Below are 26,297 nucleotides of genomic sequence, written 5' to 3'. Positions count from 1 at the left end.
CTGAGTGATTAGACTGTAGTCAAATGATTAACTTAAGGTGATGTATGAAGTACCTATCTGGTCAATCCAATTATGACAAGTTTCCAAAGGTAGAAGTTAAGGGCTTTGACCAAGCAGCCGTTCGCGGTTGGGACAGTGTCGTTGACACAATTGAACAACGCATTCAGGGCCAAGATAAACATATTTTGGTGATCGACACCTATCATGGTGTCAATCACAATGAACTCCTCGACCAGCTTGTAGCACCGCTCTCCCCCGCTCTTGTGGTGTCAATGGACGATGCGAAATACTCCGAAGAACACATCTTCGCCATGCTAGAACGCAACATTACCGATGATCGAGTATTTGGCGTCATTGCACCACACAAGCTGGACGAGTTTTTTGATAGCGAGAAGCTACAAGGGCTAAAACAAACCGTTCGCGATGCGAGCTCTGGTTTGATCGTTGTTATTGGCCATGGCGCTAGACTGGTCGCCGATGGTGATACCTTTGTTTACGCCGATTTAGCCCGTTGGGAAATTCAGCAACGCTTTCGCCGTGGCGAACTTGGCAACTGGGGAGCAGGAAACTACAACGAAGACGTCCTACGTAAATACAAGCGTTCATTCTTTATTGAATGGCGTGTCTTCGACCGCTATAAAACCAAGCTGTTGTCAGATGTTGATTTTCTCTTAGACACTAACACCGCTTTTGACCCCAAAATGGTTTCGGGCGCGGCGTTCAACGCAGGCTTACAGCAAGCGACAACTCAACCATTTAGACTGGTACCTTTCTTTGACCCTGGAGTCTGGGGCGGTCAATGGATGAAAGAAGTCTGCGACCTCGACCAAGACAAACCCAACTATGCATGGTGTTTTGACTGCGTTCCTGAAGAAAACAGCCTACTGCTTAAGTACGGTGACGTTGTTGTCGAGATTCCATCGCAAGACTTGGTATTAACACAACCGCGCGCTCTCTTAGGCGACAGTGTTCACGCGCGCTTTGGCGCCGAGTTCCCAATTCGATTCGACTTCCTCGATACCATGCAAGGTCAGCATCTAAGCCTGCAAGTACATCCTCTAACAGAGTACATTCAGAACGAATTTGGGATGCACTATACCCAGGACGAAAGCTATTACATGTTAGACGCTGGAGAAAAAGCCAGTGTGTACCTTGGTACTAAGTCTGGCATCAACCCAGATGAAATGATGGATGATTTATATGCAGCGCAGCGCGGCGAAAAGTCCTTCGATGATGAGCGCTTTATCAATCAATTCCCAGCGAAAAAGCACGACCATTTCTTAATCCCCGCAGGCACTATTCACTGCTCAGGCTCCGACTCAATGGTGCTTGAAATCAGTGCAACCCCATACATCTTCACTTTCAAACTGTGGGATTGGGATCGTCTAGGGCTTGATGGCCTACCACGACCAGTGCATTTGGATCACGGTAAAGAAGTCATTCAATGGGAACGCAACACGGAATGGTGTCAGGAGCATCTAGTTAACGCCATTACGCCAATCGCAGAAGGTGAAGGCTGGAGAGAAGAAAAAACGGGCCTGCATGAGCGTGAGTTTATCGAGACCCGACGCCACTGGTTCAGCAAACCCGTTCTTCATAAAACTGAGGGGACCGTCAATGTTCTGAACTTAGTAGATGGTAAAGAGGCAATTATCTTGAGTCCAGACAATAAATTTGAGCCATTTGTTGTTCATTATGCCGAAACCTTCGTTATCCCAGCTCACATAGACGCTTATGTCATCCAACCATATGGCGAAAGCGAAGGAAAAGAAATTGCCACTATTAAAGCGTTCGTAAGAGGTTAATCATGCTCCATTTTATCGTAGCCAGTCACGGTCCATTAGCCACTGCACTTATCAGCAGTGCCAACATGGTATTTGGCGAACTTAGTAACACGACTGCGATCTGTCTCACCGAAGAGGGAGGCATCGAGCAATTTAAACAAGATTTCCACCGTGAAATCACTGCGATAGCACCCAATGTCGACGGCATTGTTGTGCTATGCGATTTGGAATGCGGCACGCCTTACAACGTTGCTTGCACTTACGCATTCAACCCAGATTTCAATCCAAAGGTTGAAGTCGTTACAGGGGTGAATTTCCCAACACTTTTAATGACGGCAGACTTTGTTGAAGAGATGGACGCTTCATACGTTGCAACGACCTTGCAGCAAGAAGCGCTAAAAACGGTTGTCGTTGCCAAGCCAGTAGAGCTGGCACAAGAAGACGATTTTTAAGGAGAAACACTATGGCTATTTCATTTGTGCGTATCGACGACCGCGTTATTCATGGACAGTTAATGACTCGTTGGGCGAAAGAACTTCCTTGTGATGGCATCGTAGCCATTGACGATGCTGTTGCAGCTGACCCATTGCTATCACAAGTCATGAAAGGCGCTGTAACCGACGTTAAAGTTTGGCTATTTGACACGGCGACCGCCGTCAGCAAGCTACCGAAGGTGATCGCCAGCGACAAGAAGTATTTCGTCATCGCGAAATCTCCAATCACGCTGCGCCGCATTCGCGAAGCGGGTATTAGCCTTGAAAATCTCAATAACAAAATCAACGTTGGCCCAATGAGTGCTAGAGAAGGCACAACGACAATTGGCGGCAACCAATGCGTCAACCAAGAAGAAATCTCCGCATTTAACTACCTTTCAGAAGACGGTCATCACATCGACTTCAGATTGGTTCCTGATGCCAGTTCCTACACCTGGCAAGATGCACTGCAAAAACTGAAATAACAACAAGACAACCTCCACTTTTGACGCGACTTTTCGCGGTAAAAGTGGAGCGACTAATACGTGAGCTAAAGGATGACATTATGTTTATAGAAGCAGTATTTATCGGGATACTCTGCTATCTCGGTGCCCTCTCCACCCCCTGGTTACTTGGATTAACAGGTGGTTGGTACACAATCACTCGACCACTGGTGTCCGGTATGTTGGTGGGTATCATCTTAGGTGATATTCAAACTGGCATCATGGTTGGTGTGGCAGTACAAGCCGTTTACATCGCAATGGTAACACCTGGCGGCTCCATGCCAGCCGACCTTAACTTCGTCGCCTACCCTGCTGTCGCGCTAGGCATCATGTCTGGACAGGGCGTGGAAGTCGCTGTTGCTATCGCCGCGACCATCGGTATCGCAGGCACCATCATCTTCAACTTTATGATGGTTATTAACTCCTACTGGAACCATAAAGCGGATTTAGCCATAGAAGCTGGTGATGAGAAAGGCGTGTACATGAACTCCGCCATTTATCCGCAGGTCACCAACTTCTTAATGCGCTTTATTCCGACCTTTATTGCGGTTTACTTCGGTAACCAATACATCGAAGGGTTTATGGCTAGCCTCCCGGATATGGTGATTAACACTATGACGGTTCTAGGTGGCATCTTACCTGCTGTTGGTATCGCAATTCTGTTAAAGCAGATTATCAAAGAGTCTACGATGCTGATTTATTTCTTAGTCGGTTTCGTTGGCATCGTATTCCTAAACCTCAACATGGTGGGTTTGGTAATGATTGGCGCACTATTCGCTCTACTTCATTACAACTACAAACCAGAACCACAAACAGCTAACGCTGCGCCAGTTCAACAGGCTGATGATGACGAGGATGAATTCTAATGACTGTACAACACAACAAAATTGGTACTGAGATCGAACCAAAGGTCGCACTCGACAAAAAAGATCTTAAGAAATGTTGGCGTGCATGGATGATGTACAACCTATCATCGATGAGTTTTGAACGCTTGGAATCGTTTGGCTTCTGTCTCGGTATGATGCCTGCTTTGAAAAAGCTCTACCCGAATCAAGAAGATCGAAAAGAAGCAATGAAACGTCATGCTTCCTTCTACAACACCGAACCGCAGTTGGGCGCTATCATCAATGGTATGGCTGTGGGTATGGAAGAGAAGAAAGCCAACGGCGAGCCTATTGACGGCGAGACCATCAATACACTCAAAGTCGGTTTGATGGGACCAGTTGCCGGTATTGGCGATTCTATGATTCCGGGTATGTTAGTACCTATCTTACTCAGTATTGGTATGGCACTAGCCGCTGGCGGTAGCATGTTAGGCCCGATCTTCTACATCGTGGCATTCAACGCCATCGCTATCATCGGTTCTTACCAGCTGTTTATGAAAGGCTACAAGATGGGCGCAGGCTCCGTTGAGATGCTTGTCAGCCACCGTTCAACCAAGATCCGTGAAGCGTTGTCACTATTAGGTGTCTTTGTCATGGGCGGTGTTGCGGCCAGTTACGTCAACCTAGGCACTGGTCTTGAGTTTGCAACCAAAGACGGCGTCGATATTAACGTACAAATGATGCTCGATGGAATCTTCCCTAAACTACTACCATTAGTTGTCGTTTTAGGCACGTGGTTTGCGATGGCGAAAAAAGGCCTTAGCCCAGTAAAAGCAATGCTTTCATTAGTGGTTATCTCTTTCATCGGTGTCGCTATCGGTCTCTTCTAATAGTTCAATACTTAGGGCACTCAATGAGTGCCCTACTTTATGGAGCAAGCTATGGACTCCCTAACCTTTCAAATCGCTCGATGCCAACACTGGCTCACTCAACACGCATTACCTCGATGGCAAAAAACACAATCGAGTCAAAACGGGATTTTTGCCGAAGGCTTACTTTCCGACACACAAGAGTTTAGTGACGATTTAATTAGATTTCGCGTGCAACCACGCCAGGTTTACGTCTTCGCTCACGCCACTGAGCTCAACCTAATCGACGGTCGCAATCAAGTTTTGGCTGCCATTGAACAAGGATTCACACACTTTGGCTCACCATCATCCGGTTATCGTTTTTCGCTGTGCGCAAGCAACGACAGTAAAAGTGAGGCGATTCATCTATACGAACAAGCCTTCGCACTTCTTGGGTTTGCTTGGCATTACAAACTGGCTGCTGATGAACATTCTCTACATTCAATGGAAGCCATTTATCAATACATCTCAACGCACCTTTGGGATACAGAACAAGGTGGTTTCTTTCTGACTGAAGGCAACACGGTCAACAAAGGGCAAAACCCCCACATGCATTTGTTCGAAGCGTTAATGGTCAGCTATGAGCATACCGACAACCCTATTTGGCTAGAGCGAGCAACACAAATCTATCAGTTGTTCCAAACTCATTTTATGCAAAGTGACCATTTAGCCGAGTTCTTTCAGGCCGATTTCTCACTTGACGTGGAAACAGGTACCCATATTGACCCTGGTCATCATTATGAATGGATCTGGTTACTCAGCCATTATCAGAAACTGACTGGCGTTGACGTCCAAAAGAACATCGACGTGTTGTACCACTTTGCACATCAATATGGGCACAACGACAATGGTCTTGTTAGAGACGAGATATACGCCAACGGCAAGCCGTTGCGCTCAACATCACGCCTTTGGTGTCAAACCGAGTACTTAAAAGCCTGTATTGCACTTTGGGAAAGAGACCCTAGCGGAACTCGCAGAGCCGCAGTCAGTCAAGCAGTGGAACATATCTTCGTTCATTACTTGAATCCAGCGTTGCCAGGGTTATGGGTCGATCAAGTAGATAGCACGGGTGAACCGTTAAATGAACACTCTCCAGCGAGCAGTTTTTATCATCTATTTCTAGCCTTTTCTGAATTACTCAGAATTGCCAATAAGGATTAACATGCATTTATCTATTCCTCCTAGCATCAATTACTTAACTGGTCATATTGATGCAGAAAACGTCGTCTGCAAAGAAACTACACTTGGCTCACTTGAGGGTGTATTTGCTGACGAAACCCAACGTGCCGCAAGTGCACAGCACCAAATTATCTACCAAGTAGAAATGCTACCTGCCCAGGATGCAGAAGGAGAACTAAACTTTGGTGTTTCGCATATTGAGCCCGGTTCTGTAGGTGATGAGTTCCACATGACGAGAGGTCACATCCACCAACGTAAAGAGCAAGCAGAGTTCTATTTCGGCTCGCAGGGTGAGGGTTTATTACTCATGCAAACAGAGCAAGGAGAAGTGTCGATTGAGAAAGTGTTCCCAGGCAGCGTGCATCATATTCCAGGCTTTGTCGCCCATCGATTGATCAATACAGGTAACACGCGATTATCTGCACTCGCTGTTTGGCCTGCCATAGCAGGACATAACTATGATTTTCTAAATGAGGTGGGGTTTAAAGTACGGGTACTAAAAAGTAATGACGGATACCAAATAGTTTCTGAGGAAGAGCAGCAAACCGTTTAACGATAGTGCAAATCCCTTGCACTCATCATTGTTGATATTACGCGTTATCTTCAACCACATAACCCGCATACTCGCGCCACTCAGGAATATCACGAGGGTCACCGAACTGACGGAAGAAACGGACTGAACTTTGTGGCGCTTTACAATCAAGTTGATCTTGGCAGAAATTCGTCAGCTTATAATGGCTTTGATATCCCTCTACCCATGCATCATACGCAAGGTGTGATTGTTTCCAGAAAACGTGGTCAACTTGACCTTTTGTCGCAAGGAATGGGTAACTTGGCTTTACCTGCTGCGTAGCGTAGACCGCGTGCCCAATAAGATTGAGTAACTTAGAAATACAATCGGCACCAATGTCTTCGATAGTCAGCGTCTTAATTTTATCAATGTCGTCTCCAACGATAGAGGCAACACGATTAATAATGAACTCCATATCAATAAGTGGTTGAAGCTCATAAGCAAGCCAATTAAGACGTTCGCCTATTTCATCTAAATATTCCTGACGCGTAAACTGTCCTTCTCTTACTGCTTTCGCATACTGTGCAACATTAGGATTTTTACGAGCCAAATATTCCTGAAGTTCCGGATAGTCGGTCAATGAAGCATGGTTTTTTGAAAGGACTTCTAGCAGAGCTTCTTGGTTTACTAATAGCTTACCTAGCTCATTTTTGGCGTTTTCGTTCATTTTCAATCTCACTTATGATTCGTTGATTATCTTATGGCCGCAATCATACGTTTTCAATCTCTTTTCAGTCTAATTCTATAGCTTTAGTAAAGAGTAGTAATAGAAAAAACAAAGCCCAGCATACACTGTTGCTGGGCTTAGGTATGCGAGCATTAACTAAGTTCGATGAGTTCGTTATTAGAAGGTGAACCAGAGAAGAACGCTTGGATGTTGTTCAATGTGGTATCAGCGATATTGTCCAGCGCTTCATGGGTTAAGAAGGCTTGGTGGCCAGTAAATAGCACATTGTGACAGGCTGACAGGCGTCTAAATACGTCATCAACGATGACATCATTAGACTTATCTTGGAAAAACAGATCTTTCTCGTTGTCGTAAACATCAAGACCAAGTGAGCCTATCTTTCCAGACTTCAGTGCTTCAATAGCTGCAGAGGAATCCAACAATTCGCCTCGGCTGGTATTAATGATCATAACCCCATCCTTCATCAAGCTAAATGCCTGCTCGTTGAGTAGATGATAGTTGTCTTTGGTCATTGGGCAGTGCAAAGAAATAATATCACTGATACGGAATAACTCTTCCTTACTACAGTAGGTTGCTCCTAATTCTAACGCTTGTGGGTTTTCGTAAGGATCGAAACACACCAACTTCATACCAAATCCTTTGAGGATTCGCATGGTCGCTACACCGATTTTTCCAGTGCCGACAATTCCTGCTGTTTTACCGTGGAGATTAAAACCCACTAAGCCGTCTAATGAGAAATTGGCGTCACGTGTGCGCTGATAAGCCTTGTGAAAGCGACGGTTTAGGCACATCATCAAACCTACGGCGTGCTCAGCTACTGCTTCTGGCGAGTACGCTGGAACACGAACTACCTGCAAACCTAGCGCCTTCGCCGCATCTAGATCCACTTTATCGAACCCAGCACAACGCATCGCAATAAGTTTTACTCCCTCTTGTTGGAGCTTAATCAGCACTTGCTTCGATAAGTCATCATTGACAAAAGCGCACACCACATCACATCCAGCTGCCATCTTGGCCGTTTTTTCGGTCAACCTGAAATCATGAAAATGCATTTCATTGCCAAAGCGTTGGTTCACATTTGAAAATGATTCCTGGTCGTAAGATTTAGAGCTGAAAAAAGCAATCGAAGTCATACTTACTCTCCCATCGATTATTGTATATCGGTTAGCATACGCCGACTTTTAAGCAATTACACATGACAAAAAGTATGGTTAAACTGTTGATGAATTAATAAGTTATGGCTGTAACGTCTATAAAACTCATCAATTTTCTAATACCTCTATCATTTGAATCCCCAACTTAGTTTTAAAATTGACAACTAAGTCAATATTTTGACTCTTCGATAAGTTTTTTGATTGCATATCACTGCTTGAGATCCTAGTATTTCGCGAACACCATTCCAAAAAATAATAGGTGTGAAGTAACAAATGTCAGGAATAACAGGCAGTGACGCAAACAAATAATAAAAAAACACTCTCCAACACAACTCAAAAAAGTACACAAACACTAAATAGTACGGATGCTTTAGCCATGATAGAGCATGGCGGGGATGTGACGCTTACAGTGACCACTCCCGTTGGCACCTCGTTTCGTAGTGCAACTAAATTCATTGGTGCTCACTCCGATCATCGTATTCTGTTAGAAATCCCCAATATCGATGAAAGTGACCTCAAGTACTTTTTTCAAGAAGGCTTTTGGTTAATCGTTCGTGCTATCTCTCAGCGTGGAGAAGGTGGGGTGGTTCAATTCCGCTCTCAACTGTTGCATATCGTTGATGAGCCGCTATCACTGCTCATCTTGTCGATTCCCCAATCCATGCAGGTGACCAATCTCCGTAAAGAGCCAAGATATGAGGTAAATTTGGGCGCACGTCTTTGTACTGGTGATACACAAGTTCGTTGTGAACTTCGTGACATGTCAAAAAGTGGATGCCGATTTATCTTACCAGCTCTTGGGAAGAGCTTGGTCGTTGGACAGGAAGTCGCCCTCAAAGTCGCCGCAGGTGGAGACAAAGACCGCTTCTTTCCTGCTCTATCAGGTTTAATTTGTAATCAGCAAAAGTCCAGCCACTACACTGGTTACGGAATAAAGTTTGATGAAGAAGGAGAGAAGAACGCAAAAGAGCTGCTCTCTCATTTAAAATTTGATGGCACTAAACTCAAACTACGCGCCTAAAAAAGCCAAGTGATAACACTTGGCTTTCTCTCCCGTTAGGGGCTAACTACTTTCTAAGTGCGTTGAGCCTTGCTTGTGCGATGCCATAAACAGTATCTATAGGATAGCTGCCTTCCAATGACGGTGTGCCCGCCTCTTTTCCGGTAAACAGTTCTATCGCTTCTGTCACATGATCAATCGCCCAAATGTTAAATTCACCTTTATCAACCGCTTTAACGATATCAGGTCTTAGCATTAGGTTATGAACGTTTGAACGAGGAATAATGACGCCTTGTTCAGAGGTTCTACCTTTAATGGCACAGACATCGAAGAAGCCTTCGATCTTCTCATTCACGCCACCAATGGGTTGAGATTCACCGAACTGGTTCATCGACCCGGTAATAGCGATGTCTTGTCGATTTGCCTGTCCTGAAAACGCCGACACTACCGCACAGAACTCAGCCATACTCGCACTATCACCATCGACACCACCATACGACTGCTCAAAAGTGATGGTCGTAGTAAGCGGGACTTTAGCAGTCTTACCAAATACCGAAGACAAGTACGCCGTTAAGATCATCACCCCTTTGGAGTGGATACTGCCGCCCAAATCCACGCTGCGCTCAATGTCGATAACATCACCATCGCCGTAAGAGGTCGTCGCGGTAATGCGATTAGGTGCGCCAAACATATGATCGCTGGTTGTCAGAACCGAAAGCGCGTTCACTTGCCCAATTGCCGAACCTTGGGTATGAATTAGCGTCGTGCCATTTACAAACCCTTCCATTACATTATCTTGTAAACGATTGACTCGCATCTGTTGGTATTCCAACGCTTGCTCAACGTGCCCAGCTCGGATCAGGTTGGATTTGGCATTGCGAGCCACATAGTTTGACTCGCGCAATAGATTCGCAATGTGTGCTGAGTGCAATGACAGTTTGTTTTGATCACCCGATAAACGAGAGCTGTGCTCTATGATACGAGCTATCGCTTTACGGTCACAATGCAACATATTGTTGTCATGAACGATACTGGAGATAAAGCGTGCATAATGTAGCTCGGAGTCCGCGCTCCGCTGCATCTCATCTTCGAAATCAGCGGTCACTTTAAACAACTCACTAAATTCCGGATCGTAGTGTTGCAACAATTGGTAGGTACGATAATCACCAAACAAAATGATCTTTACGTCAAGAGGAATTGGCTGCGGATCAAGCGAAACCGTACCAGTCAGAGTGACTTCTTTCTCTAATGAGGTGAAACTTAATTGTCGTGAACGCAAAGCACGCTTCAAACCATCCCAGACATAAGGCTGCTCCAGTACTTTTACCGCATCCATTAACAGTACGCCGCCATTAGCACGATGCAAGCTGCCAGCTCGAATCAAGGAGAAATCGGTAAATACTGTGCCTTTGTAAGTCGCCGTCTCGATATAGCCGAATAATGAGTGATAGTTCGGGTTTTCTTCCACAATGATAGGAAAGTCGGAACAAGACTGCTTAACAATCAAGTTTACCTTGTAGCGACGCGGGAACTTCTTATCAAGGGAAGCAGACGCGATTTCGCCCTGCTCACTGCCCTCCTCTAAGAAAATATCAACGTTTTCACAGATGTCCTTTTGCAACTCTGTAAAGTACTTCTTGATTTCAGTGTAACCGTTATACTCTTTCTTAAGCTTTTTAATCAGATGACTAATAACACCAAGCGTCACTTCTTCATTAAGTTTTTGAATATTGTCGGTATAGGTTTCTTCCCAGTCGGTTAGCTCACGAGCCATTCCACGTAGGCTCACTTCCAACTCATCAATCGTTAAACCAAAGCGCTCCTGTTCATCATCCGGCAATTCTGCAAAACTTTCTTCTGTATGCAGTTCATCCTCGTTCATCGCTACAAATTGATAGTCACCTTGAGGCGTAATGGTCAGGCTAATACCTTTCTCTTTAGCCTCTTCACTGAGTTTTTGTAACTCTACTTGCTGTTTCTTAGCGAGATCATTTTTCAGCTTATCAGCACGACCAAAGTAAAGTTCATTGTCGAACGCCATAGGTATGGCTTTTACTAGCTTGAGGATAAGTTTTTCAACATCTTTTTTTAGCCTCTCGCCGACACCGCAAGGCAACTTCAACACTTTAGGCGTTCGAGTATCGGCAAAGTTAGCCACATAACACCAGTCATAGAGGTCACTGCTATCATGAGGATGGCGACTTAAATAACGTAAGATCATCGTACGTTTGCCCAGACCATTCTGGCCAATAGCGTAGATGTTGTAGCCTTTCTCTTTAATCGACATCGCAAACTCAACCGCTTTCTGAGCGCGTTCTTGTCCGACGATTTCATCAATTGGTGGAAGTTCTTTGGTGGATTTACAAGGCAGTTTTTCCAGTTCTGCTGCGTGGTATAGCTGTTTTGTTTCTAATCGTTGGATCGCCATAACCAGCTCCTTATCATTTCCTTCTTCACTTCAGTTTAGCCGAATTGGCTTTACAATTTAGTGACTTAGTAAGAAATTACGTTTAAGTGGTCAGTTTTTAGACAAAGCAGTAGTTTATAATAGAAGTGAAAAGTGCCAGAGTAAGGGTGTACTCTGGCACGCAGACAAGATGTTTAGCCAATAAACAGCAAGTCCATGGAGTTGTGCTTTCGAAGTTCAGATTCAGCGCCGGAAATCGCAGAGAAAAAGCTGTGCTCTTTACCAAACACTACAAGGTTCGCGTTCAATTCCTCAATCAGTTTAAGTAGGTGTTTCGTCACATTCCCTTCCGACATGTGGATGGCACGAATGGGATAACTCGTTCCCTTAGCAAGCGCCATAAGCTCTTCAAACTTACGAAACTGTTCGGAGTCATGAAAAGACGCTAACTCGACTTCAAGATCATTGAAGCTGTTATTGCCGATTCCTGGCTCAACATAAACAACATGTAAATCGGCGTTGTTTTGCTCTGCAATAACACCAGCTTTCACCAATAATCGGTGAGAGCGCTCGTCAGCTGGGTCAAGCGCTAGAAGAATAGTTTGATAAAGCATGGTTTCGTCCCGTTAAGATACCTACCTATAATTTCGGTCTTAACACGATAAAACTCAAGATATTAGTGAATTAATTCCAGCAAGCTAAGTTTACATATTCGCTCAAGTTTCTTTGCTAGGCTGACATTCCAGGCGATATAATCGATACACGGTGGTCGATAACACGATGGCATTAAATGTGTCGTTTAGCATCCCACCATAAGAACCTACTATCACCGCGTTAACCAGCCAAATTAGTGTGCAAAGCAAAAACGCCAATCGCATTTTTAAACCATGCCCAAGAAATAGTGCCCAACAACTCAACGAGGACGCCAGCCAAGGTAGAAGATCCTTCGCCTCCGAGTAATAGGTGATGGTCATTACGGTTTGGATAGCCAAAAATAACCAAAACATAGGCGCGCCTTTAAGCCTCAAAGAGACAAATGCACGCACCGAATTGATCAATAGATTAATGGCAGCAACCACGGCCCCCATAAAAAAGTAATGGGTCGAAAACAGCAAGCAAGAGCAACAAATAAGGGCTCGCATTCTATTATCGTTGACGGTACTCCCTGCTAAGAGGTTGATACCAAATGCTATAAACCCTAATGCTTGTATTAGTTCACTGCTCACATAGCTCTCGTTAATTGTTTTTAGTAAAACACTATTATGTCACTAGTCTTGAAACGGTATTGTGATTAACAGCTAGGCGTTATCCATTCCTTACATTTAAAACTCGGCCCCTTTTTGTTGCAAATAACGCAGACATCTGAAGTTACTATTGGTATGCAGATTTGGTTCTGAAAGCGGGTTATTAAGCAGTTGAGTGCTGTGACCTCGATAGAAACTTACATTGCCAATTTGTTCCGTTTTTTCCAAATAGATATCTCGCAAAAAACACTCCAGGCTAGATGCATGAACCAATACGTGAAGCTCACAACCAATGCAGAGCTCTAGAATGGTGTTGGTCAAACAAATGCGAACCTCTTCCGATAGAGCTCCGTAGCTGGCAAGGGAAAATACGCCGTTTTCAATGGAGAAAATCGCATGCCCAATAATAGCGCCACCATGCAATAGCCGCAGCACCTGAGGCCGCTGAATATTCATCTTATTCAATACACGTTCAAGAGGTAACGAGAATATTTTTGAGTGGCCCTGCAGGATAAGTTGCTGACTGCTATCGTCCAACATATCCCAATGCGTTACTACCTGTTTATCAACGGTAAAATTATAAAGGCACTGCTGGGCCAATAGAGTATCTTTATTTTTAAGTGCTTTTGAAATAATCGCAGTTTCGGCGTCTTCATAAACATAATCTTGAGAGAAAAAGCTTGCGATACCAATTCGTCTTAATAGAGAAGGCTCAACATTTCCCCTCTCCCAATGGCTAACCATACTCTGGCTCACATTCTGATATAGCTTATGAGAGGTAGACAATTGGTCAGTTAACTCTGTTTGGGATAATTTACATTGTTTTCTGAAATAACGCATCGCCTCGGAAAATGTTTGGCGGCTAAACGAATTCATATAACCTCGAATCATTATTATTAGATTTATTAGTAATAGATAAAACTCACACTAAACCGCAGTCATCAAACTGAAGTTTGCAGCTAGCAACTCAAGTCTTTTTGTTATTCGTTTTGTTCGTCATAGTGATACGCTGGTCACCCATCATAACACCCAATCATCTTTCAATGAGAAGCAGACAAAAAAACTTTTCTACCCTAGCATTTAACCTACCATTTACTCCTAAAATCACATCAGTTATGTTGTTTGTTATGCAGGATTGATGTGATAGGTTTAATACATGGAAAAGTTTGTGGCGGCGTCCAAGTTCGCCTTTTCGATTGCTTTGATTGTGATGGCAGCGTCCATCTATAACTTTACGCAGGAAGCGAGACAACTCAGACTCGAGCTTCCAACGCTACTGGCACAAGTTGACTCGACTGCTCAGAAAATCACCCCTGTCATTCAAGAAATAAAAAATATCCAAGAAATTGTGCCTCAAATTCTGGCTCAAAGTGAAGAGTACCAGAGACTTATTCCAGAAGTCCTAAAACGAATCGACGATGTCAATCAGCAGGTTCCGGCAATTGTCACTGAGGTCGCCCAAGTGCGTGAAGCCATTCCCCCCATTCTCAATGAATCTCAAAAATGGCATCAGTCTGTACCCGATATATTGGCAGAAGTGGATAAAACCAATGCAACCGTTCGCCAAACAAACCAGCAAATCGCCTCGACAAATAAACAAATTCCGCTCATTTTGTCGGAAAGTGCAGCTCTAAGAAAAGAAGTACCTGATATTCTTTCGCAAGCAGAAGGCCTTGTTGAGCAAGCTGAACAGGCCGGAAGAGAAGCGAGTAAAGGTGCAGTCTCCGGAGTCATTGGTGGTATTTTAAGTTCCCCTTTTCAATTGGTTGATAAAATAACCGAAGTGTCGGCTGATACGTTTGGGCTAAAAGAGAGCGACAGCTACACCAAGAAAGATAAAGAACTTCATAAAGAAGCAGTCGAAGCCCTAGTTAAAAATCCAAAATCAGGTAAATCGAAGACATGGAGTAACCGTTCCTCCGGTAATTCAGGCGTCGTTAGTATTCAATCAATGAAAGACTCGAGTGAATCGCGCTGCTTCACCATACTGAGTCGACTCACCATTGCCTCTGGCCCAGATAAAGGCACACACAGCGTAACAACAGATAAATGTATAAAACTCTAGGAAGTATCGTGACAGACATTAAATACATACTTGATGACAACGTAGACGACACCATCAACCAACAGTTGATCGCTTTATTAAGTCGCTGTTTTACCAAGCCCAGCGATGAGCGTTTTAAGGTGCAACGCTACTACAATGAGATGCCACAACATCGTTGGTATATTAAGTCACCATCGGGAGACGCCATTATTGCTCATCTGGCGGTACATGAGAAAACAGTTCGTATTGGCTCACAAAAAGCCTTGATTGGCGGCGTTGCTGAGGTGTGCGTGCATCCGGATTATCGAGGTCATGGGTATGTGAAGTTGTTGTTGAAACAGGCTCATAACTGGATGGCGCAGCAAGGCTATGTCTATTCGGTATTATTTGGGAGAGACGAAGTATACAGCTCTAGCGGCTATGAACGCGTCACTAATCTTTACCTAGTTGGAGAAGAGACTCCGCCGCGAGCCACTTCAGTCTCAGCCATGATTGCTCCGCTAACTGATAAGAAATGGCCACGATTCAACGTAGAGCTAAAAGGCTTAGCATTTTAGCTCTGCCATTCTTTTAGCAGTAAACAAGCTTAACGTTTGAACAAGATGACCTCGGTGGCTAGCTCATGCGGCGTAATTTGCTCAGGGTTATTGATATAACTCTTGAGGCCAAGCTGCCTCCTCTGCTGCACTTAGATTGCAACTGAATCGTGAGCTAAAAGCCGATTGATATGTTCGGGAGTAAACTAGATATCGGCTCCTCTATTAATGATATAACTCAACGTCTTTAATCCCCCACCGCATTTATGATCAATAAGTTAGTTCAGATATTCGTGACTAGAGATTAGCGCCACCTAATGGCTAAACGATGACTTCAATCACTGCTAAGTGATCGATAGAAAACTCAACACGTAACAGAGCTCTGCCTATATGAACAAACAAGGAATGCAACTATGAAATACCTTATATCTCGCGTGATCACCTTTTTTTCTGTGCTTATGTTTTCGTTTTCGGCTAGTGCAGGACATCATGGAAAGGACATTGTCGACGTCGCCTCTGAAAATGGCTCGTTCACCACTCTCGTTGCTGCGGTTCAAGCAGCAGGATTAGTCGATACACTCAAAGGCCCCGGTCCATTCACTGTCTTCGCTCCAACCGACGAAGCCTTTGCTAAATTGCCAGCAGGTACGGTTGAAAGTTTGTTAAAGCCAGAAAACAAAGACAAGTTAGTCGCGATACTCACTTATCATGTCGTTCCTGGTAAAGTAATGGCAGCTGACGTCATGGGGCTCGACAAGGCAACTACCGTTCAAGGGCAAGACATCATGATTACTAAGAAGGATGGTAAGGTAATGGTAGATAATGCAACGGTTGTTGCTACCGACGTGATGGCGAAGAATGGTGTAATTCACGTCATAGATACGGTAATCATGCCGAAATAAACTCAGGGTAATTTTGAGTAGGTGGCCAAGACAACGACCACCTACCTCTGGCTACCTCTCAACAAATCAGTGCGCTAATTGGCTCTAGAAGGAATTAAATTGAGCATTGACCTAATGATTCTTTCCATTTCATGTTGCTGATTTGGGTCATCAATGCGCCCCTCAGTAGGCCCCTGCGCCAACACTCGCCAACGTGGGGAATCGCCAACTGGGGCAAAAGCGGCGACGTAGACACTGCCTTTCTCACCTTCCTCACCAGGTTTTGCCTGCACCTTAATACCGGTAGATATTTGGGTCGATTCAAAGATCTCTTGGTCGTTCATACCAGATTCCGTCGCAATTCCGAAATCCATGAACATATTAGGACGCTGAGAAGAGGAAACTTGAACATAACCCTTGTTGGCAAGCTCTTTATCAATAAGATTTTTAATAACTTTGAGATACTTTTCGCCATCAACATTATCCGATACTCTCGCCACAGCAGAGTCTGGTCTCCACGCGTAAGTTGCAACACCTTGTGTTGGCAGGAAAGAGAAATCGCCAGTGGTAGCAATACCATAGGATAAATTGGGTTGCGGTGAGATAGTAGTGGTTGTACAACCAACAAGTGCTAATCCAGCAATCAGTAATAGGGATAGTTTCTTCGTCATCTCGTCACTCTTCTATTAGCCTTTCCGTTACAATACTAAATGACTCTATAAAGAATGACACCGTTTTTCATGCATTAACAATGAGTTTTCTACTCAAATACAGCGCGATACGAGATACCTTCCAATCGCTTTCTCAGGCTTTGTGCCGTACCTTGGTTATCGTCAAAATTGGAGAGTACGCGCTCTAAATCAAAACCCTCCCCATAATAGGCCTTGTTAAGTTCATCATTTAAGGACAGTTGAAACGTATCAATACTGCCACCAAAATAAAGCCCTTTGTTTTCAGATACCATCATGGCACTGATTCCACTCGTTCCACCAATCACTTTGCCACTGACACCTTTACCAACAGTCAGGTCTGCCGTTCCCCCTAATTTGACTGGCTGATGCTGTAATGTGGACAGCACATCATTTGAAAGCACAACACCTACGCCGCTGAGAGACTGAGCTCCGGCCAAAAGCCCAAACATAAAGCTGTTGAAATTGATAAAAACAGGCTGACTCCAATGGTGTGCTTGTCTGGTCATTAATATGCCCTGACCTCTTTGCATGCCTAGTAAAAAACCGCCTTGTCCACCGGAAGGGAAAATCACGATGGCTTTAGCAACACCAGTGAGATTTTTAACCGAGTCCCAATGAGATGTTGAGTCGAACTGGTCAATTTTCTCAGCAGAATCAACAATGATAGCGTGGGCTTGACGAGAAGATTTGTTATCTGATGATTCAATAGCATATGCCCTAGCCGGTAGCACCAAAGCTAACAGGGCAAAGGAAAGTAACGTTGATAGAGTACGATGAGTTGACGACATATAAGCAAACCCAAGTAGAAATATGGATGCGAATTGTAGCAAAAAAAAGGTGACGCCAATGGCATCACCTATTTGAAATTCAGATACGTTAAACGTAATTACTTATGAGCGACTGCCATCAGCACTTTTCGCACACCTTTGCCAGAGTCGATTTCAAATGGTGTCGTAACGTCAACTTTATCAAAACCGGCATTAAGCAATGTGTCTTTTGCTCGCTTCAGTGTCAAACCATAATCTTGGTTGTCTGTCTCTGCCACCCAATCCCAATGAACAAATAAACCGTATTCATCAAGCAGCGTGTAAATGATATTAACCGTTTCTTGAAGGTTATCTAAAAAGCCGCATACCGAAGACGCGACGACAAGATCAAACTGATTACGAAATGCTGGATGCTGAGCAACCAAACCGCGAGTCAAAAGATCAACGACCGGCTCAACGTTTTCCAAGCCTTTTTTGTCTAACTCTTCGATCATCGCTTCAGAGCCATCCAATGCCACAATCTCTTTCGTCTCAGGAGACATCAATTGGCTTAAAAGACCCGTTCCACAGCCAAAGTCTAATACCGATTTACGCTTAAGTGACGTGAGTTCAGTTAACTCTTTGAAGCAGGCTTGTGCAAAGGTTGCCGTTGCTTCGTTGTTTTCCCATGTCGCGGCGTACTCATCCCACTCGTTAGACATAGTTCACTCCATTATTTCTACTAGTACCACGATATCTCAGGCACCAAACTTTAATCCTTAATAACTAGGCATAGATTAAACCAGAACACCAATCAATTCCTAGTGTTATCTTCGTATTCTTTGGCACACATGCTATGATTTTTGTTCCGTTAAGTAACAGGTAGTTTCACCGCTATGTCGATAAATCTTTCTCAAATAGAGGCATTTTGTGCAGTGGCCGACACTGGTTCAGTCTCTGAAGCTGCTAGAGTCCTAGACTGTAATAGAACGAAACTTAGCATGGCAATCAAAGCACTAGAGAAAGATCTCGATACCGAACTGTTTGTGCGCACGGGCAACAACGTCTCTTTGTCTGAGACGGGTAAAGCGATCTACAAAGACTGTGAGAATTTACTGATTACTTCGGCGCGCATTCGTCAAACCTGTGCGCAAGTCTCTGGTGATTTTGCCACCGAGTTACGCATTGCCCATGATGACTCGCTGCCAGACACCTTGTGGCGTGATTTCTCAATCCACTTAAATCAGCAGTTCCCTGCCATCTCTTTCAATGTAGTTCTAGTTTCTTCAGGAGACCTAGCCGACATTGTTGAGAAGAAACAGGTAGATTTCGCGTTTGGTGTTGATTTCGAGCGCGTTGAAAACCCTCGTTTGGCCTATCAGCCATTGGGTAAAATACGCATGATGTCAGTATGTCGTTCCGATAATAAGCTTTCCAAGCTGCCCCGTGTCTCTGATGAAGTTCTACGCGACTCTATGCAGGTTTCCCTCGCTTATCTAAATCATCGCGATAACCCAGAACTATTGCCTTTCTCACTAAAGTACATTGGGTTTTCTAGCTTTGAATTTATGCTGAAAACGATTCTGTCCGAGGGAGCTTGGGGTGTACTGCCAGAGCCGCTGATAAGACAGCACCTAAGAGAGCAAGAACTCTCAGTCATCAAACACACTTATGGTCTAACACAAGAAGATTATTGCATGTTCACTTCAGCAGGTATGTCCGAACACCCCGCGATGATTTGGCTTGCAGACCAAGTCAGTGAATACTTGTTTGCTTTCTAAGCCAAGCACCATCAGTGAGCGTCAATATTCCTGCCACCAGAAAAGCGTTCTAATATATTGATTTTCATAAAATTAATTCACACAATTAGATTTTCAAGTCATGTTTAGCAAACTTTTGTTTGAAAGATAACCAGCCTAGCTCAACAATGGATACAGATTTTAAAGAAGGTAAATCGTATGTATCCCAATAATCCACATAATGAGTCAAAAACTCTGACAGTATCAGCCATTATTGCAACAGGCTTTGCTATCGCAGGACTTGTTGTCGGTGTGGTGATGGGCTCATTAGTTATCGCTTTTGATGGTGTGTACTCATTAGTCAGCCTACTGTTAACTTTATTGTCGCTGGTTGCGGCAACACAGTTGAAAAAGCCAAACAGCGCACTTGCCAAATACGGCCGCACGACAGTTGAAGGTACCGTGATCGCCATTAAAGCTTCTGTGATTCTACTTATTGTCTTGGCGTCGTTGTATTCCGCAGTCACAGCAATGTTTGGTGGTGGCCGTCCAGTAGATACCTCTATTGCAACCATATTTGGACTGTTTAACGTTATCGGATGTGCGCTTTCATGGTGGTATATCGCTAAGAAAAACGTAGCACTTAACTCAAACCTTATTGATGCTGAAACAAAACAATGGCAAATGGACACCATGTTAAGTGTCGCTGTAATGACGGGCTTCATTGCAGCTTGGGTACTAGAGCAGTCCCCATTCGCTGCATACAGCGTCTATGCTGACCCAATGATGATGATTTTGATCTCAGCGTATTTTATTAAGGTGCCTGCCGTCATGTTAAAGGACGCATGTGAACAGCTTTCTAGCCCACAAAGTAAGCAAGTATCAACGTCTAACGCTTAACTCAAATTCAATATAGCTTTAATTAAGCCGGAGCATTTTCATGCTCTGGCTTCTCTTTGGTGGCCCAATAACACACAAGTGACCCTATCGTTACTAATGCCACGCCTTGCCAAAATGAAGCGCCTAGAGCAACCGATAAATAGAATGAAGAGAAGATCGTCGAAAATACTGGCGTAAAGTAAGAGAAGGTCGCAAGAAGCACCATATTTCCGCCAATGATAGCTTGATTCCACAGTGCATAACCCGCTCCCATGACTACACCCGATATCAATAATGTTGATACAGATGAGAGCGTAAATGTCATTCCACTTTCAGAGCTGAATGCATATTGAATCCACAGGGTGATGGCTGTCGCGGCAAAAAATAATACTATGGCATTCTTCCCATTACTCATTTTCGGAGTGATATTACAGTAAAATGCCCAAATAAACGCCGCACTAAATGCCATAAAATAAGTAATCGGATTCGTCGCAATATTTGCTGCAAGTACAGACAACGCTAGACCAGAGTCCCCCGAAATACACCATGCGACGCCAACAAATGCCACCAATACACTTGGATACACCAGAGCACTGACTTTGCGTTTAGTCGATACAACGGCAAGCAATACCGTTAGGGCTGGCCACAGATAGTTGATCACCGCCATTTCCATCGCTTGATGACGGTCATTTGCCATTCCTAGCGCGAGAGCCAAGAAGATTTCGTAGCTTACAAAAAGTGCCCCACCTAGTAACAGATATTTACGATTGAAGTCTGATAACTTAGGAACCCCCATCACCATAGCAAGTGAAATGGTACTCACAGTGTACAGCATCGCTGCCCCACCAATTGGCCCAAACAACTCGGCAATATTACGAGTCAATGCCATTAACGTGCTCCACAATAATATTGCGGCAACTCCAAACAGCGTGTATTTGTTTGAACCAAGTCCAGCCATAATCTCTCCTTAAATAATGGCAGTTAATTTTCTATAAACTGATATCAGCAATTGCTATGCAACTGAGCGGGTTTCTATTAACCTTAGATTAAGCAAGTGTGAAAAATATCAGTCAAAAGCCTGAGGATACAGTGCATTTGCCAATGGAAGTGGCTAAACTCGCTCTGCATTTTTAGGAAATCACAATTTAAAGTAACACTTTAACTATGCTCAATTTTTTGTCTATAAAAAACCTGTTTTCTGTATTACTGATTATTGCCTTAAGTGGGTGTGTATCATCAAGCATTGATCCATCGAGGTACGAAAAATCCCCGTCCTACACAATCATCAACGACACACCCACACGCTTGGACGACTATTTCTCACGAGAGGTCGCCTCGCACTCCTTGACCACTGAGACCGGCTTCTATCCACTAGACAAAGGTCATGATGCACTGCTTGCTCGTCTAGCGATAATTGAAACAGCACAATCTAGCATTGATGTTCAATACTATATTTTCCGCGATGATGAGGCCGGCAACTTAATTGCTTGGCGTCTATTCGAAGCAGCAGAACGGGGAGTTAGAGTTAGGTTGCTACTGGATGACATGCAAAAGTACAACGACAGTGATCTAGTGCGCTTTAGCAGTCATCCAAATATCGAAGTACGTATGTTCAATCCGCATCACTTACGCTCGGCTCGTGGCATCGCGATGCTTAGTGATTTTGAGCGACTCAACCACCGAATGCACAATAAGTCACTGACCGTAGATGGTGTGGTTTCCATTGTTGGTGGAAGAAACGTTGGCAACGAATACTACTCCATAGAATCAACAGTCGAGTTCGCCGATCTAGACCTACTTATGGTTGGGAAATCAGTTCGACAGGTAAATCGCCAATTTGATCTTTATTGGAATAGCCATTACAGCGTCCCTATTGAATGGATAACACCTCAGATGGAACACTACACTGACGCAGATGTAGAAACTTGGGTTAAAAGTCTAGGGTTAGAAGCGAAGTTCTCAGGCGGTGTTTATGACTTTGCTAAGCTGCCTCTTTATACCGATCTCATCAATGGAACCATTGATTTGTATTGGGGGGAAAGCGACTTGTTGTATGACCTGCCAAATAAACCGGACAGCAAACAAAGTACCTTAATCGATAGTTTGAACGCCGTTCTAGAAGAAGGAAAAACTTCTTTAGTCTTCATTTCACCCTACTTCGTTCCCACGGAGCGTGGTACTCAAGAGTTGGTGAATGCCGTCAAAGATGGCCTAGAAGTCGTCATTATAACGAACTCACTGGCTTCCAATGATGTATTTGCCGTTCATGGTTGGTATGCAAAATACCGTAAAGATTTAGTGGAAGGCGGTGTACAGCTATGGGAAGTAAAATCTCATGCAGAAATCAAGAAGAATTGGAGCCTAACGGGGAGCAGTCGTTCAAGCCTGCACACCAAGGCCATGGTTATCGACAAAACCAAAATCTTTGTTGGCTCAATGAACTTAGACCCACGTTCCGCGCACTTGAATACGGAGATGGGCGTCGTTGTTGAACAGCCAGAATACGCACAAAAAGTCTATGACGATATTATGCGAGAGATACCCACTACTGCGTATGAGATTGCCGTCGAAGATGGTGATGTAGTATGGATAGATCATTCAACAGGCGAAACACTCACCTCTGAACCTGATGCCAGTATCTGGCGCAAAATGGGCGCTTGGTTCAGTGGCATACTGCCCATTGAAGAACAGCTCTAGTGATGAGATAAAAACTAAAAAAGGTAGCCTTGGCTACCTTTTTCTCAATATTGAAAGTGATTATGCTTTCTTAAGATCACGTGCTGGGTAAGTTAGAGACATGCCGTCTACTTTAACGTGAACGTAGTAGCCACCACTGCTCAAACCAGTAACAACCATCTGACCTAGATCGATACCTTTTGTTGCAACAACAACATCATCAATAGCAAACATTTTGAACCCTTAATTGGAAATAAGATTAACAACAATCTTTCGGGCGCTATTGAAGCAAAGTTGATGCATTTGAACTAATCTGATTTTTTGTCGTTTGGACAAGATTATTTTGTTGTGAGAGGCATAAAAAAACCACCGCTGCAGCGATGGTTTTTACTATTCATAATCAATATATTACAGTGACACTGAGCCGAATGCTTGATGCCAAACAGTGTGGCGATTCTCACCACCGTTTTCTCTCTTACGCTCTTCAGCTAACCAGCATAGAAGTTCCCAACCAAAACCGGCAGCAATGATGCCATCTTTGTCAGTTGGATCCGTATCAGGCGTGTATTCTGCAATATCTGCTCCCACCAAACGTACTTTGCCTGATGCCTTTACTTTACGAATGATATCGTAAACTTGCAGGTGAGTAAGGCCGAACGGATCTGGGCTCGAGTTTGAACGACAGAATGCAGTATCCAGAGCATCAAGATCAAATGTAAAGTATACCGGACCACCGTCACCACAAAGCTCGATGATCTTATCCGCAACAGCGTCTACGCCTTGCTCGTAAACTTCATTGGTCGTGAAACCTGTAGTCCCAAATGCAATATGGTTACCTTTTACTAGAGCCGTTTGACGACCACGCATACCAATTTGTACCGTGCGCTCTGGGTCCGCTAGACCTTCAGAGTAAAGCTTTGGCAACCAGTGACCTGATGTGTACGGGTAATCAAAGTCTGCACGTGTCGACAAGTCGTAGTGTGCATCGAAGTGAATCACTCGCAAAGGACCATACTTCTCGCCAAGTGCACGCATCGTTGGATATGGAATCGTATGGTCACCACCAAAAATCAGTGGCGTACAGTCTTTTTCGACCACCATGTGGTGTAGAAGCTCGGTCAACTGCTCTACTTCTGCTTTCAGTTCAAATTGACCTAAGCTGTCCCAGTTACCGTAATCAGAAACGCGGCACCATTCGAATGGAATTTCACCGTTATCACCAACCGTTCCCATCCCCATTTTACTAAGGTGACGTAGACGCTGTGGTGCGAACTTGTGAGAAGAACCAGTTGGAGAGCATTTCTCAATACCCATACCGTAGATAACAACATCAGTGTTATCTAAATCTTGCGAGAATGGCGCTTGATAGAAGCCTAGGTAATCTTTATTGATGAAACTCATCTGCTCGATACCTTTGCCACCACCTTGCTCTTTAACACGAGCTAAGTAAGCCGCTACTTCAGGATCAAGGTTATCTGCTGCCGATACGTTTTCCCAAATATGTTTATATTTAGCAACTTTCTCTGGGTCAATTGCTGGCCACTTCTTAACATTAGACATGGTATTGCCTCTCATTTCTGTTGAACATCATCACTTTAGCGACTCTGTTATGGCAAAACCAGTAGCAAGGGGTATGTTACTTAAGTAACCCTGACTCCTCATCTAGCATCAGGGTTACCAATAGTAAGTTGCACCACCATTTTCTTGATGTCAGGCTAAGCGAATACTCGCTGTAGTCGCTCAATAGCTTCTACCACTCGTGCTCGCGGTGTTGCTAGATTAAATCGCAAAAATTGTTCACCACCAGCGCCGAATGACGAACCATGGTTCGCAGCAATTTTGGCTTCGCTCTGCACCTTTTCAATCACTTGTTCGGCGGTTAAACCCGTGCCTGAAAAGTCTACCCATGATAAATACGTCGCTTGCAAAGCCATAGATTGTAATCCATCGATGGCATTAATAGCTTCATCAAAGAGACGACGGTTTTCATCCAAGTATTCCACCAGCGCTTCCAACCATGCTTCACCCTGTTCATAAGCGGCCGTTGCCATCAGCATACCGATGCGGTTAGGACCAATACCGGCAGCATTAAGAACACTCGTATACTGCGCTCGCAACGTTTCATTTGGGATGATGGCGGCACCGGTCAAAGCAGAGGCGATGTTAAATGTCTTTGTTGTCGCCGCAAGGATGACCATATTCTGTTCATGTTTAGGCGCTGCAAGTGTTGCCACAATGTGCTTATTAGGAGAGAAAACCAGATCATGATGAATTTCATCCACTACTAATATCAAGTCATGCTGAGCACAAAACTCGGCCACCTCGCGGATTTCATCCGCACTCCAAACACGGCCGCCGGGATTATGAGGGGAACACAAGATCACCATCTTTTCTCGGCCATTAAGATTAGCCGCTAAAGCTGGTAGATCCATTTTGTATTGACCGTCTTCCTGTACTAGCGGACTCTCTACCACAACTCGTTGATTGGCATTGATAACGCGCGAGAAAGCATGGTAGACAGGAGTAAACAAAATAACGCCATCGCCAGGCTCACTATACGCCTGAACACAGAGTGCCGTACCTTGTACTAATCCTGCACAGGTCACTATCCACTCGGGCTGAACATTCCATTGGTGTCGCTTATTCATCCAAGCAATAACGGCATTTCTATAACGATGGTCATCACCATAGTAACCATTAACCCCGTTATCCGCGGCTTCCATTAAAACCTGATTGACGGCAGGCGGCGCTTTAAAATCCATGTCTGCGACCCACATGGGTAACCCTTCATCAGGAGAAACACCAAAACTACTCTCCATCTCATCCCATTTGGCCGAATGGGTGCCTCTACGCTCTACAATCTCATCGAAGTTAAACATTGCTTATTTCACCATCTATATCGTTGGAAAAACAGTTTAACTCGTTGATATTCAGGGAACCAGACAGTTAGCCCGACATTGTCAATTGAATGTGACCTGTGTGGGGGTCAAGGCTTTCATCAACAATGCTAAAACCACAACGATGATAAAAGCCTATTGCACGACAGTTGTGTTTATACACCGACAGGGATAACGCCTGGCTTTTCTCTCTGGCATCCGTTATTAAACGCATCCCAATGCCGTCGCCTTGTGCTTGTGGGTCAACAAACAAGGCCGCTAAATTAGAATTTACCAGAGAATAAAACCCCAAAACCCGTCCGGCTCGCTCATATACAAAGGTATCTGAGTTCGGAAGGTATTTGTTACGCATATCGTCTACACGTTGGTGCCAGAATAGCGGCTCAACAAAATCATGCGCTTCTACTGACGCGCTGAGCCAAATCTTTAACACACTGTCTAAATCTTCTTCGCTAAACTCTCTGATCATTGA

General features: G+C 44.3%; 28 protein-coding genes. 14 read left to right on the top strand and 14 right to left on the bottom strand.

Features of this window, described 5'->3' with window-relative positions:
* Positions 1-44 precede the first annotated feature (44 nt).
* The 7 genes from HW45_RS08565 (at position 45) to HW45_RS08535 (ending at position 6,224) form a co-directional block, all read left to right on the top strand.
* Positions 45-1,805, top strand: a complete 1,761-nt coding sequence (locus tag HW45_RS08565; protein WP_038226327.1) for a class I mannose-6-phosphate isomerase — start codon at positions 45-47, stop codon at positions 1,803-1,805.
* Between the two features lie 2 nt (positions 1,806-1,807).
* Entirely contained in the window at positions 1,808-2,236 is a 429-nt protein-coding gene (locus HW45_RS08560; protein WP_038226326.1) for a PTS sugar transporter subunit IIA, read from the top strand.
* Positions 2,237-2,247: 11 nt separating this feature from the next.
* A complete protein-coding gene (locus HW45_RS08555) occupies positions 2,248-2,742 on the top strand; it encodes a PTS system mannose/fructose/N-acetylgalactosamine-transporter subunit IIB (RefSeq protein WP_038226325.1) in 495 nt (164 codons plus the stop codon).
* Positions 2,743-2,822: 80 nt separating this feature from the next.
* Positions 2,823-3,626, top strand: coding sequence for a PTS mannose/fructose/sorbose/N-acetylgalactosamine transporter subunit IIC (locus tag HW45_RS08550; RefSeq protein ID WP_006069165.1), 804 nt, complete (start codon positions 2,823-2,825; stop codon positions 3,624-3,626).
* The gene (locus tag HW45_RS08545; RefSeq protein WP_006069166.1) at positions 3,626-4,474 is read left to right on the top strand and encodes a PTS system mannose/fructose/sorbose family transporter subunit IID; all 849 of its coding nucleotides are present in this window, start codon (positions 3,626-3,628) and stop codon (positions 4,472-4,474) included. Before HW45_RS08550 ends, HW45_RS08545 begins: the two co-directional genes overlap by 1 nt.
* Before the next feature lie 51 nt (positions 4,475-4,525).
* The gene (locus tag HW45_RS08540; protein ID WP_038226323.1) at positions 4,526-5,653 is read left to right on the top strand and encodes an AGE family epimerase/isomerase; all 1,128 of its coding nucleotides are present in this window, start codon (positions 4,526-4,528) and stop codon (positions 5,651-5,653) included.
* Between the two features lies 1 nt (position 5,654).
* Positions 5,655-6,224: a glucose-6-phosphate isomerase family protein gene (locus HW45_RS08535; protein ID WP_051867914.1), complete on the top strand. Its 570-nt coding sequence runs from the start codon at positions 5,655-5,657 to the stop codon at positions 6,222-6,224.
* 37 nt (positions 6,225-6,261) lie between these two features.
* On the opposite strand, the gene HW45_RS08530 is transcribed toward HW45_RS08535, so the two are convergent.
* Positions 6,262-6,909, bottom strand: coding sequence for a hypothetical protein (locus HW45_RS08530; RefSeq protein ID WP_038226321.1), 648 nt, complete (start codon positions 6,907-6,909; stop codon positions 6,262-6,264).
* Positions 6,910-7,061: 152 nt separating this feature from the next.
* The gene (locus tag HW45_RS08525; protein WP_038226315.1) at positions 7,062-8,063 is read right to left on the bottom strand and encodes a 2-hydroxyacid dehydrogenase; all 1,002 of its coding nucleotides are present in this window, start codon (positions 8,061-8,063) and stop codon (positions 7,062-7,064) included.
* Positions 8,064-8,460: 397 nt separating this feature from the next.
* On the opposite strand from HW45_RS08525, the gene HW45_RS08520 reads away from it, so the two are divergent.
* On the top strand, positions 8,461-9,105 hold the full coding sequence (locus HW45_RS08520; protein ID WP_216610644.1) for a PilZ domain-containing protein: 645 nt from the start codon (positions 8,461-8,463) through the stop codon (positions 9,103-9,105).
* Between the two features lie 46 nt (positions 9,106-9,151).
* Here the strand turns inward: HW45_RS08520 and HW45_RS08515 are convergent, their stop codons facing one another.
* The 4 genes from HW45_RS08515 to HW45_RS28345 form a co-directional block, all read right to left on the bottom strand.
* Positions 9,152-11,512 (bottom strand): Lon protease family protein, encoded by a 2,361-nt coding sequence (locus HW45_RS08515; protein ID WP_038226307.1) that lies wholly within the window; start codon positions 11,510-11,512, stop codon positions 9,152-9,154.
* A gap of 173 nt (positions 11,513-11,685) precedes the next feature.
* Positions 11,686-12,105, bottom strand: coding sequence for a universal stress protein (locus HW45_RS08510; RefSeq protein ID WP_006069193.1), 420 nt, complete (start codon positions 12,103-12,105; stop codon positions 11,686-11,688).
* Positions 12,106-12,207: 102 nt separating this feature from the next.
* Complete coding sequence (locus tag HW45_RS08505) at positions 12,208-12,717, bottom strand: YgjV family protein (protein WP_038226306.1); 510 nt, start codon at positions 12,715-12,717, stop codon at positions 12,208-12,210.
* Between the two features lie 96 nt (positions 12,718-12,813).
* Positions 12,814-13,626: a helix-turn-helix domain-containing protein gene (locus HW45_RS28345; RefSeq protein WP_152559652.1), complete on the bottom strand. Its 813-nt coding sequence runs from the start codon at positions 13,624-13,626 to the stop codon at positions 12,814-12,816.
* A 265-nt stretch (positions 13,627-13,891) separates the two neighbouring features.
* Here HW45_RS28345 and HW45_RS08495 point away from each other — a divergent pair, with 265 nt between their 5' ends.
* The 3 genes from HW45_RS08495 (at position 13,892) to HW45_RS08485 (ending at position 16,217) form a co-directional block, all read left to right on the top strand.
* Complete coding sequence (locus HW45_RS08495) at positions 13,892-14,800, top strand: hypothetical protein (protein ID WP_235225407.1); 909 nt, start codon at positions 13,892-13,894, stop codon at positions 14,798-14,800.
* Between the two features lie 8 nt (positions 14,801-14,808).
* On the top strand, positions 14,809-15,336 hold the full coding sequence (locus tag HW45_RS08490; RefSeq protein ID WP_160171209.1) for a GNAT family N-acetyltransferase: 528 nt from the start codon (positions 14,809-14,811) through the stop codon (positions 15,334-15,336).
* 437 nt (positions 15,337-15,773) lie between these two features.
* On the top strand, positions 15,774-16,217 hold the full coding sequence (locus HW45_RS08485) for a fasciclin domain-containing protein (RefSeq protein WP_235225476.1): 444 nt from the start codon (positions 15,774-15,776) through the stop codon (positions 16,215-16,217).
* A gap of 74 nt (positions 16,218-16,291) precedes the next feature.
* Here the strand turns inward: HW45_RS08485 and HW45_RS08480 are convergent, their stop codons facing one another.
* The 3 genes from HW45_RS08480 to HW45_RS08470 all read right to left on the bottom strand — a co-directional run bounded on the left by HW45_RS08480 (position 16,292) and on the right by HW45_RS08470 (position 18,356).
* The gene (locus HW45_RS08480) at positions 16,292-16,867 is read right to left on the bottom strand and encodes a DUF4136 domain-containing protein (protein WP_038226303.1); all 576 of its coding nucleotides are present in this window, start codon (positions 16,865-16,867) and stop codon (positions 16,292-16,294) included.
* Positions 16,868-16,956: 89 nt separating this feature from the next.
* The gene (locus tag HW45_RS08475) at positions 16,957-17,676 is read right to left on the bottom strand and encodes a lipid-binding SYLF domain-containing protein (protein ID WP_038226301.1); all 720 of its coding nucleotides are present in this window, start codon (positions 17,674-17,676) and stop codon (positions 16,957-16,959) included.
* Between the two features lie 98 nt (positions 17,677-17,774).
* Positions 17,775-18,356, bottom strand: coding sequence for a class I SAM-dependent DNA methyltransferase (locus tag HW45_RS08470; protein ID WP_038226299.1), 582 nt, complete (start codon positions 18,354-18,356; stop codon positions 17,775-17,777).
* Between the two features lie 180 nt (positions 18,357-18,536).
* Between HW45_RS08470 and HW45_RS08465 the strand changes: the two genes are divergently transcribed.
* Both HW45_RS08465 and HW45_RS08460 read left to right on the top strand, forming a co-directional pair.
* Positions 18,537-19,415 (top strand): LysR family transcriptional regulator, encoded by an 879-nt coding sequence (locus tag HW45_RS08465; RefSeq protein WP_038221630.1) that lies wholly within the window; start codon positions 18,537-18,539, stop codon positions 19,413-19,415.
* Positions 19,416-19,592: 177 nt separating this feature from the next.
* Positions 19,593-20,273, top strand: coding sequence for a cation transporter (locus HW45_RS08460; protein ID WP_038226297.1), 681 nt, complete (start codon positions 19,593-19,595; stop codon positions 20,271-20,273).
* 22 nt (positions 20,274-20,295) lie between these two features.
* Here the strand turns inward: HW45_RS08460 and yddG are convergent, their stop codons facing one another.
* Positions 20,296-21,210 carry an aromatic amino acid DMT transporter YddG gene (gene yddG, locus HW45_RS08455; RefSeq protein WP_006069205.1) on the bottom strand — a complete coding sequence of 305 codons (915 nt, stop codon included), beginning with the start codon at positions 21,208-21,210 and terminating at the stop codon, positions 20,296-20,298.
* Positions 21,211-21,416: 206 nt separating this feature from the next.
* Between yddG and HW45_RS08450 the strand changes: the two genes are divergently transcribed.
* A complete protein-coding gene (locus HW45_RS08450; RefSeq protein WP_038226296.1) occupies positions 21,417-22,949 on the top strand; it encodes a phospholipase D family protein in 1,533 nt (510 codons plus the stop codon).
* A 60-nt stretch (positions 22,950-23,009) separates the two neighbouring features.
* On the opposite strand, the gene HW45_RS29300 is transcribed toward HW45_RS08450, so the two are convergent.
* The 4 genes from HW45_RS29300 to HW45_RS08435 all read right to left on the bottom strand — a co-directional run bounded on the left by HW45_RS29300 (position 23,010) and on the right by HW45_RS08435 (position 26,294).
* Positions 23,010-23,162 (bottom strand): hypothetical protein, encoded by a 153-nt coding sequence (locus tag HW45_RS29300; RefSeq protein WP_006069207.1) that lies wholly within the window; start codon positions 23,160-23,162, stop codon positions 23,010-23,012.
* A 174-nt stretch (positions 23,163-23,336) separates the two neighbouring features.
* Positions 23,337-24,488, bottom strand: a complete 1,152-nt coding sequence (locus HW45_RS08445; protein WP_038226295.1) for an arginase family protein — start codon at positions 24,486-24,488, stop codon at positions 23,337-23,339.
* Positions 24,489-24,643: 155 nt separating this feature from the next.
* Complete coding sequence (locus HW45_RS08440) at positions 24,644-25,807, bottom strand: MalY/PatB family protein (protein ID WP_038226293.1); 1,164 nt, start codon at positions 25,805-25,807, stop codon at positions 24,644-24,646.
* Between the two features lie 67 nt (positions 25,808-25,874).
* On the bottom strand, positions 25,875-26,294 hold the full coding sequence (locus HW45_RS08435) for an N-acetyltransferase (protein WP_038226292.1): 420 nt from the start codon (positions 26,292-26,294) through the stop codon (positions 25,875-25,877).
* Positions 26,295-26,297: the final 3 nt, after the last annotated feature.

It is taken from the genome of Vibrio sp. ER1A (assembly GCF_000733315.1).
GTDB classification, from domain to species: Bacteria; Pseudomonadota; Gammaproteobacteria; order Enterobacterales; family Vibrionaceae; genus Vibrio; species Vibrio mediterranei.
The sequence above is the reverse complement of the archived record's forward strand: the minus strand, read 5'-3'. Positions and strand labels throughout refer to the sequence as shown.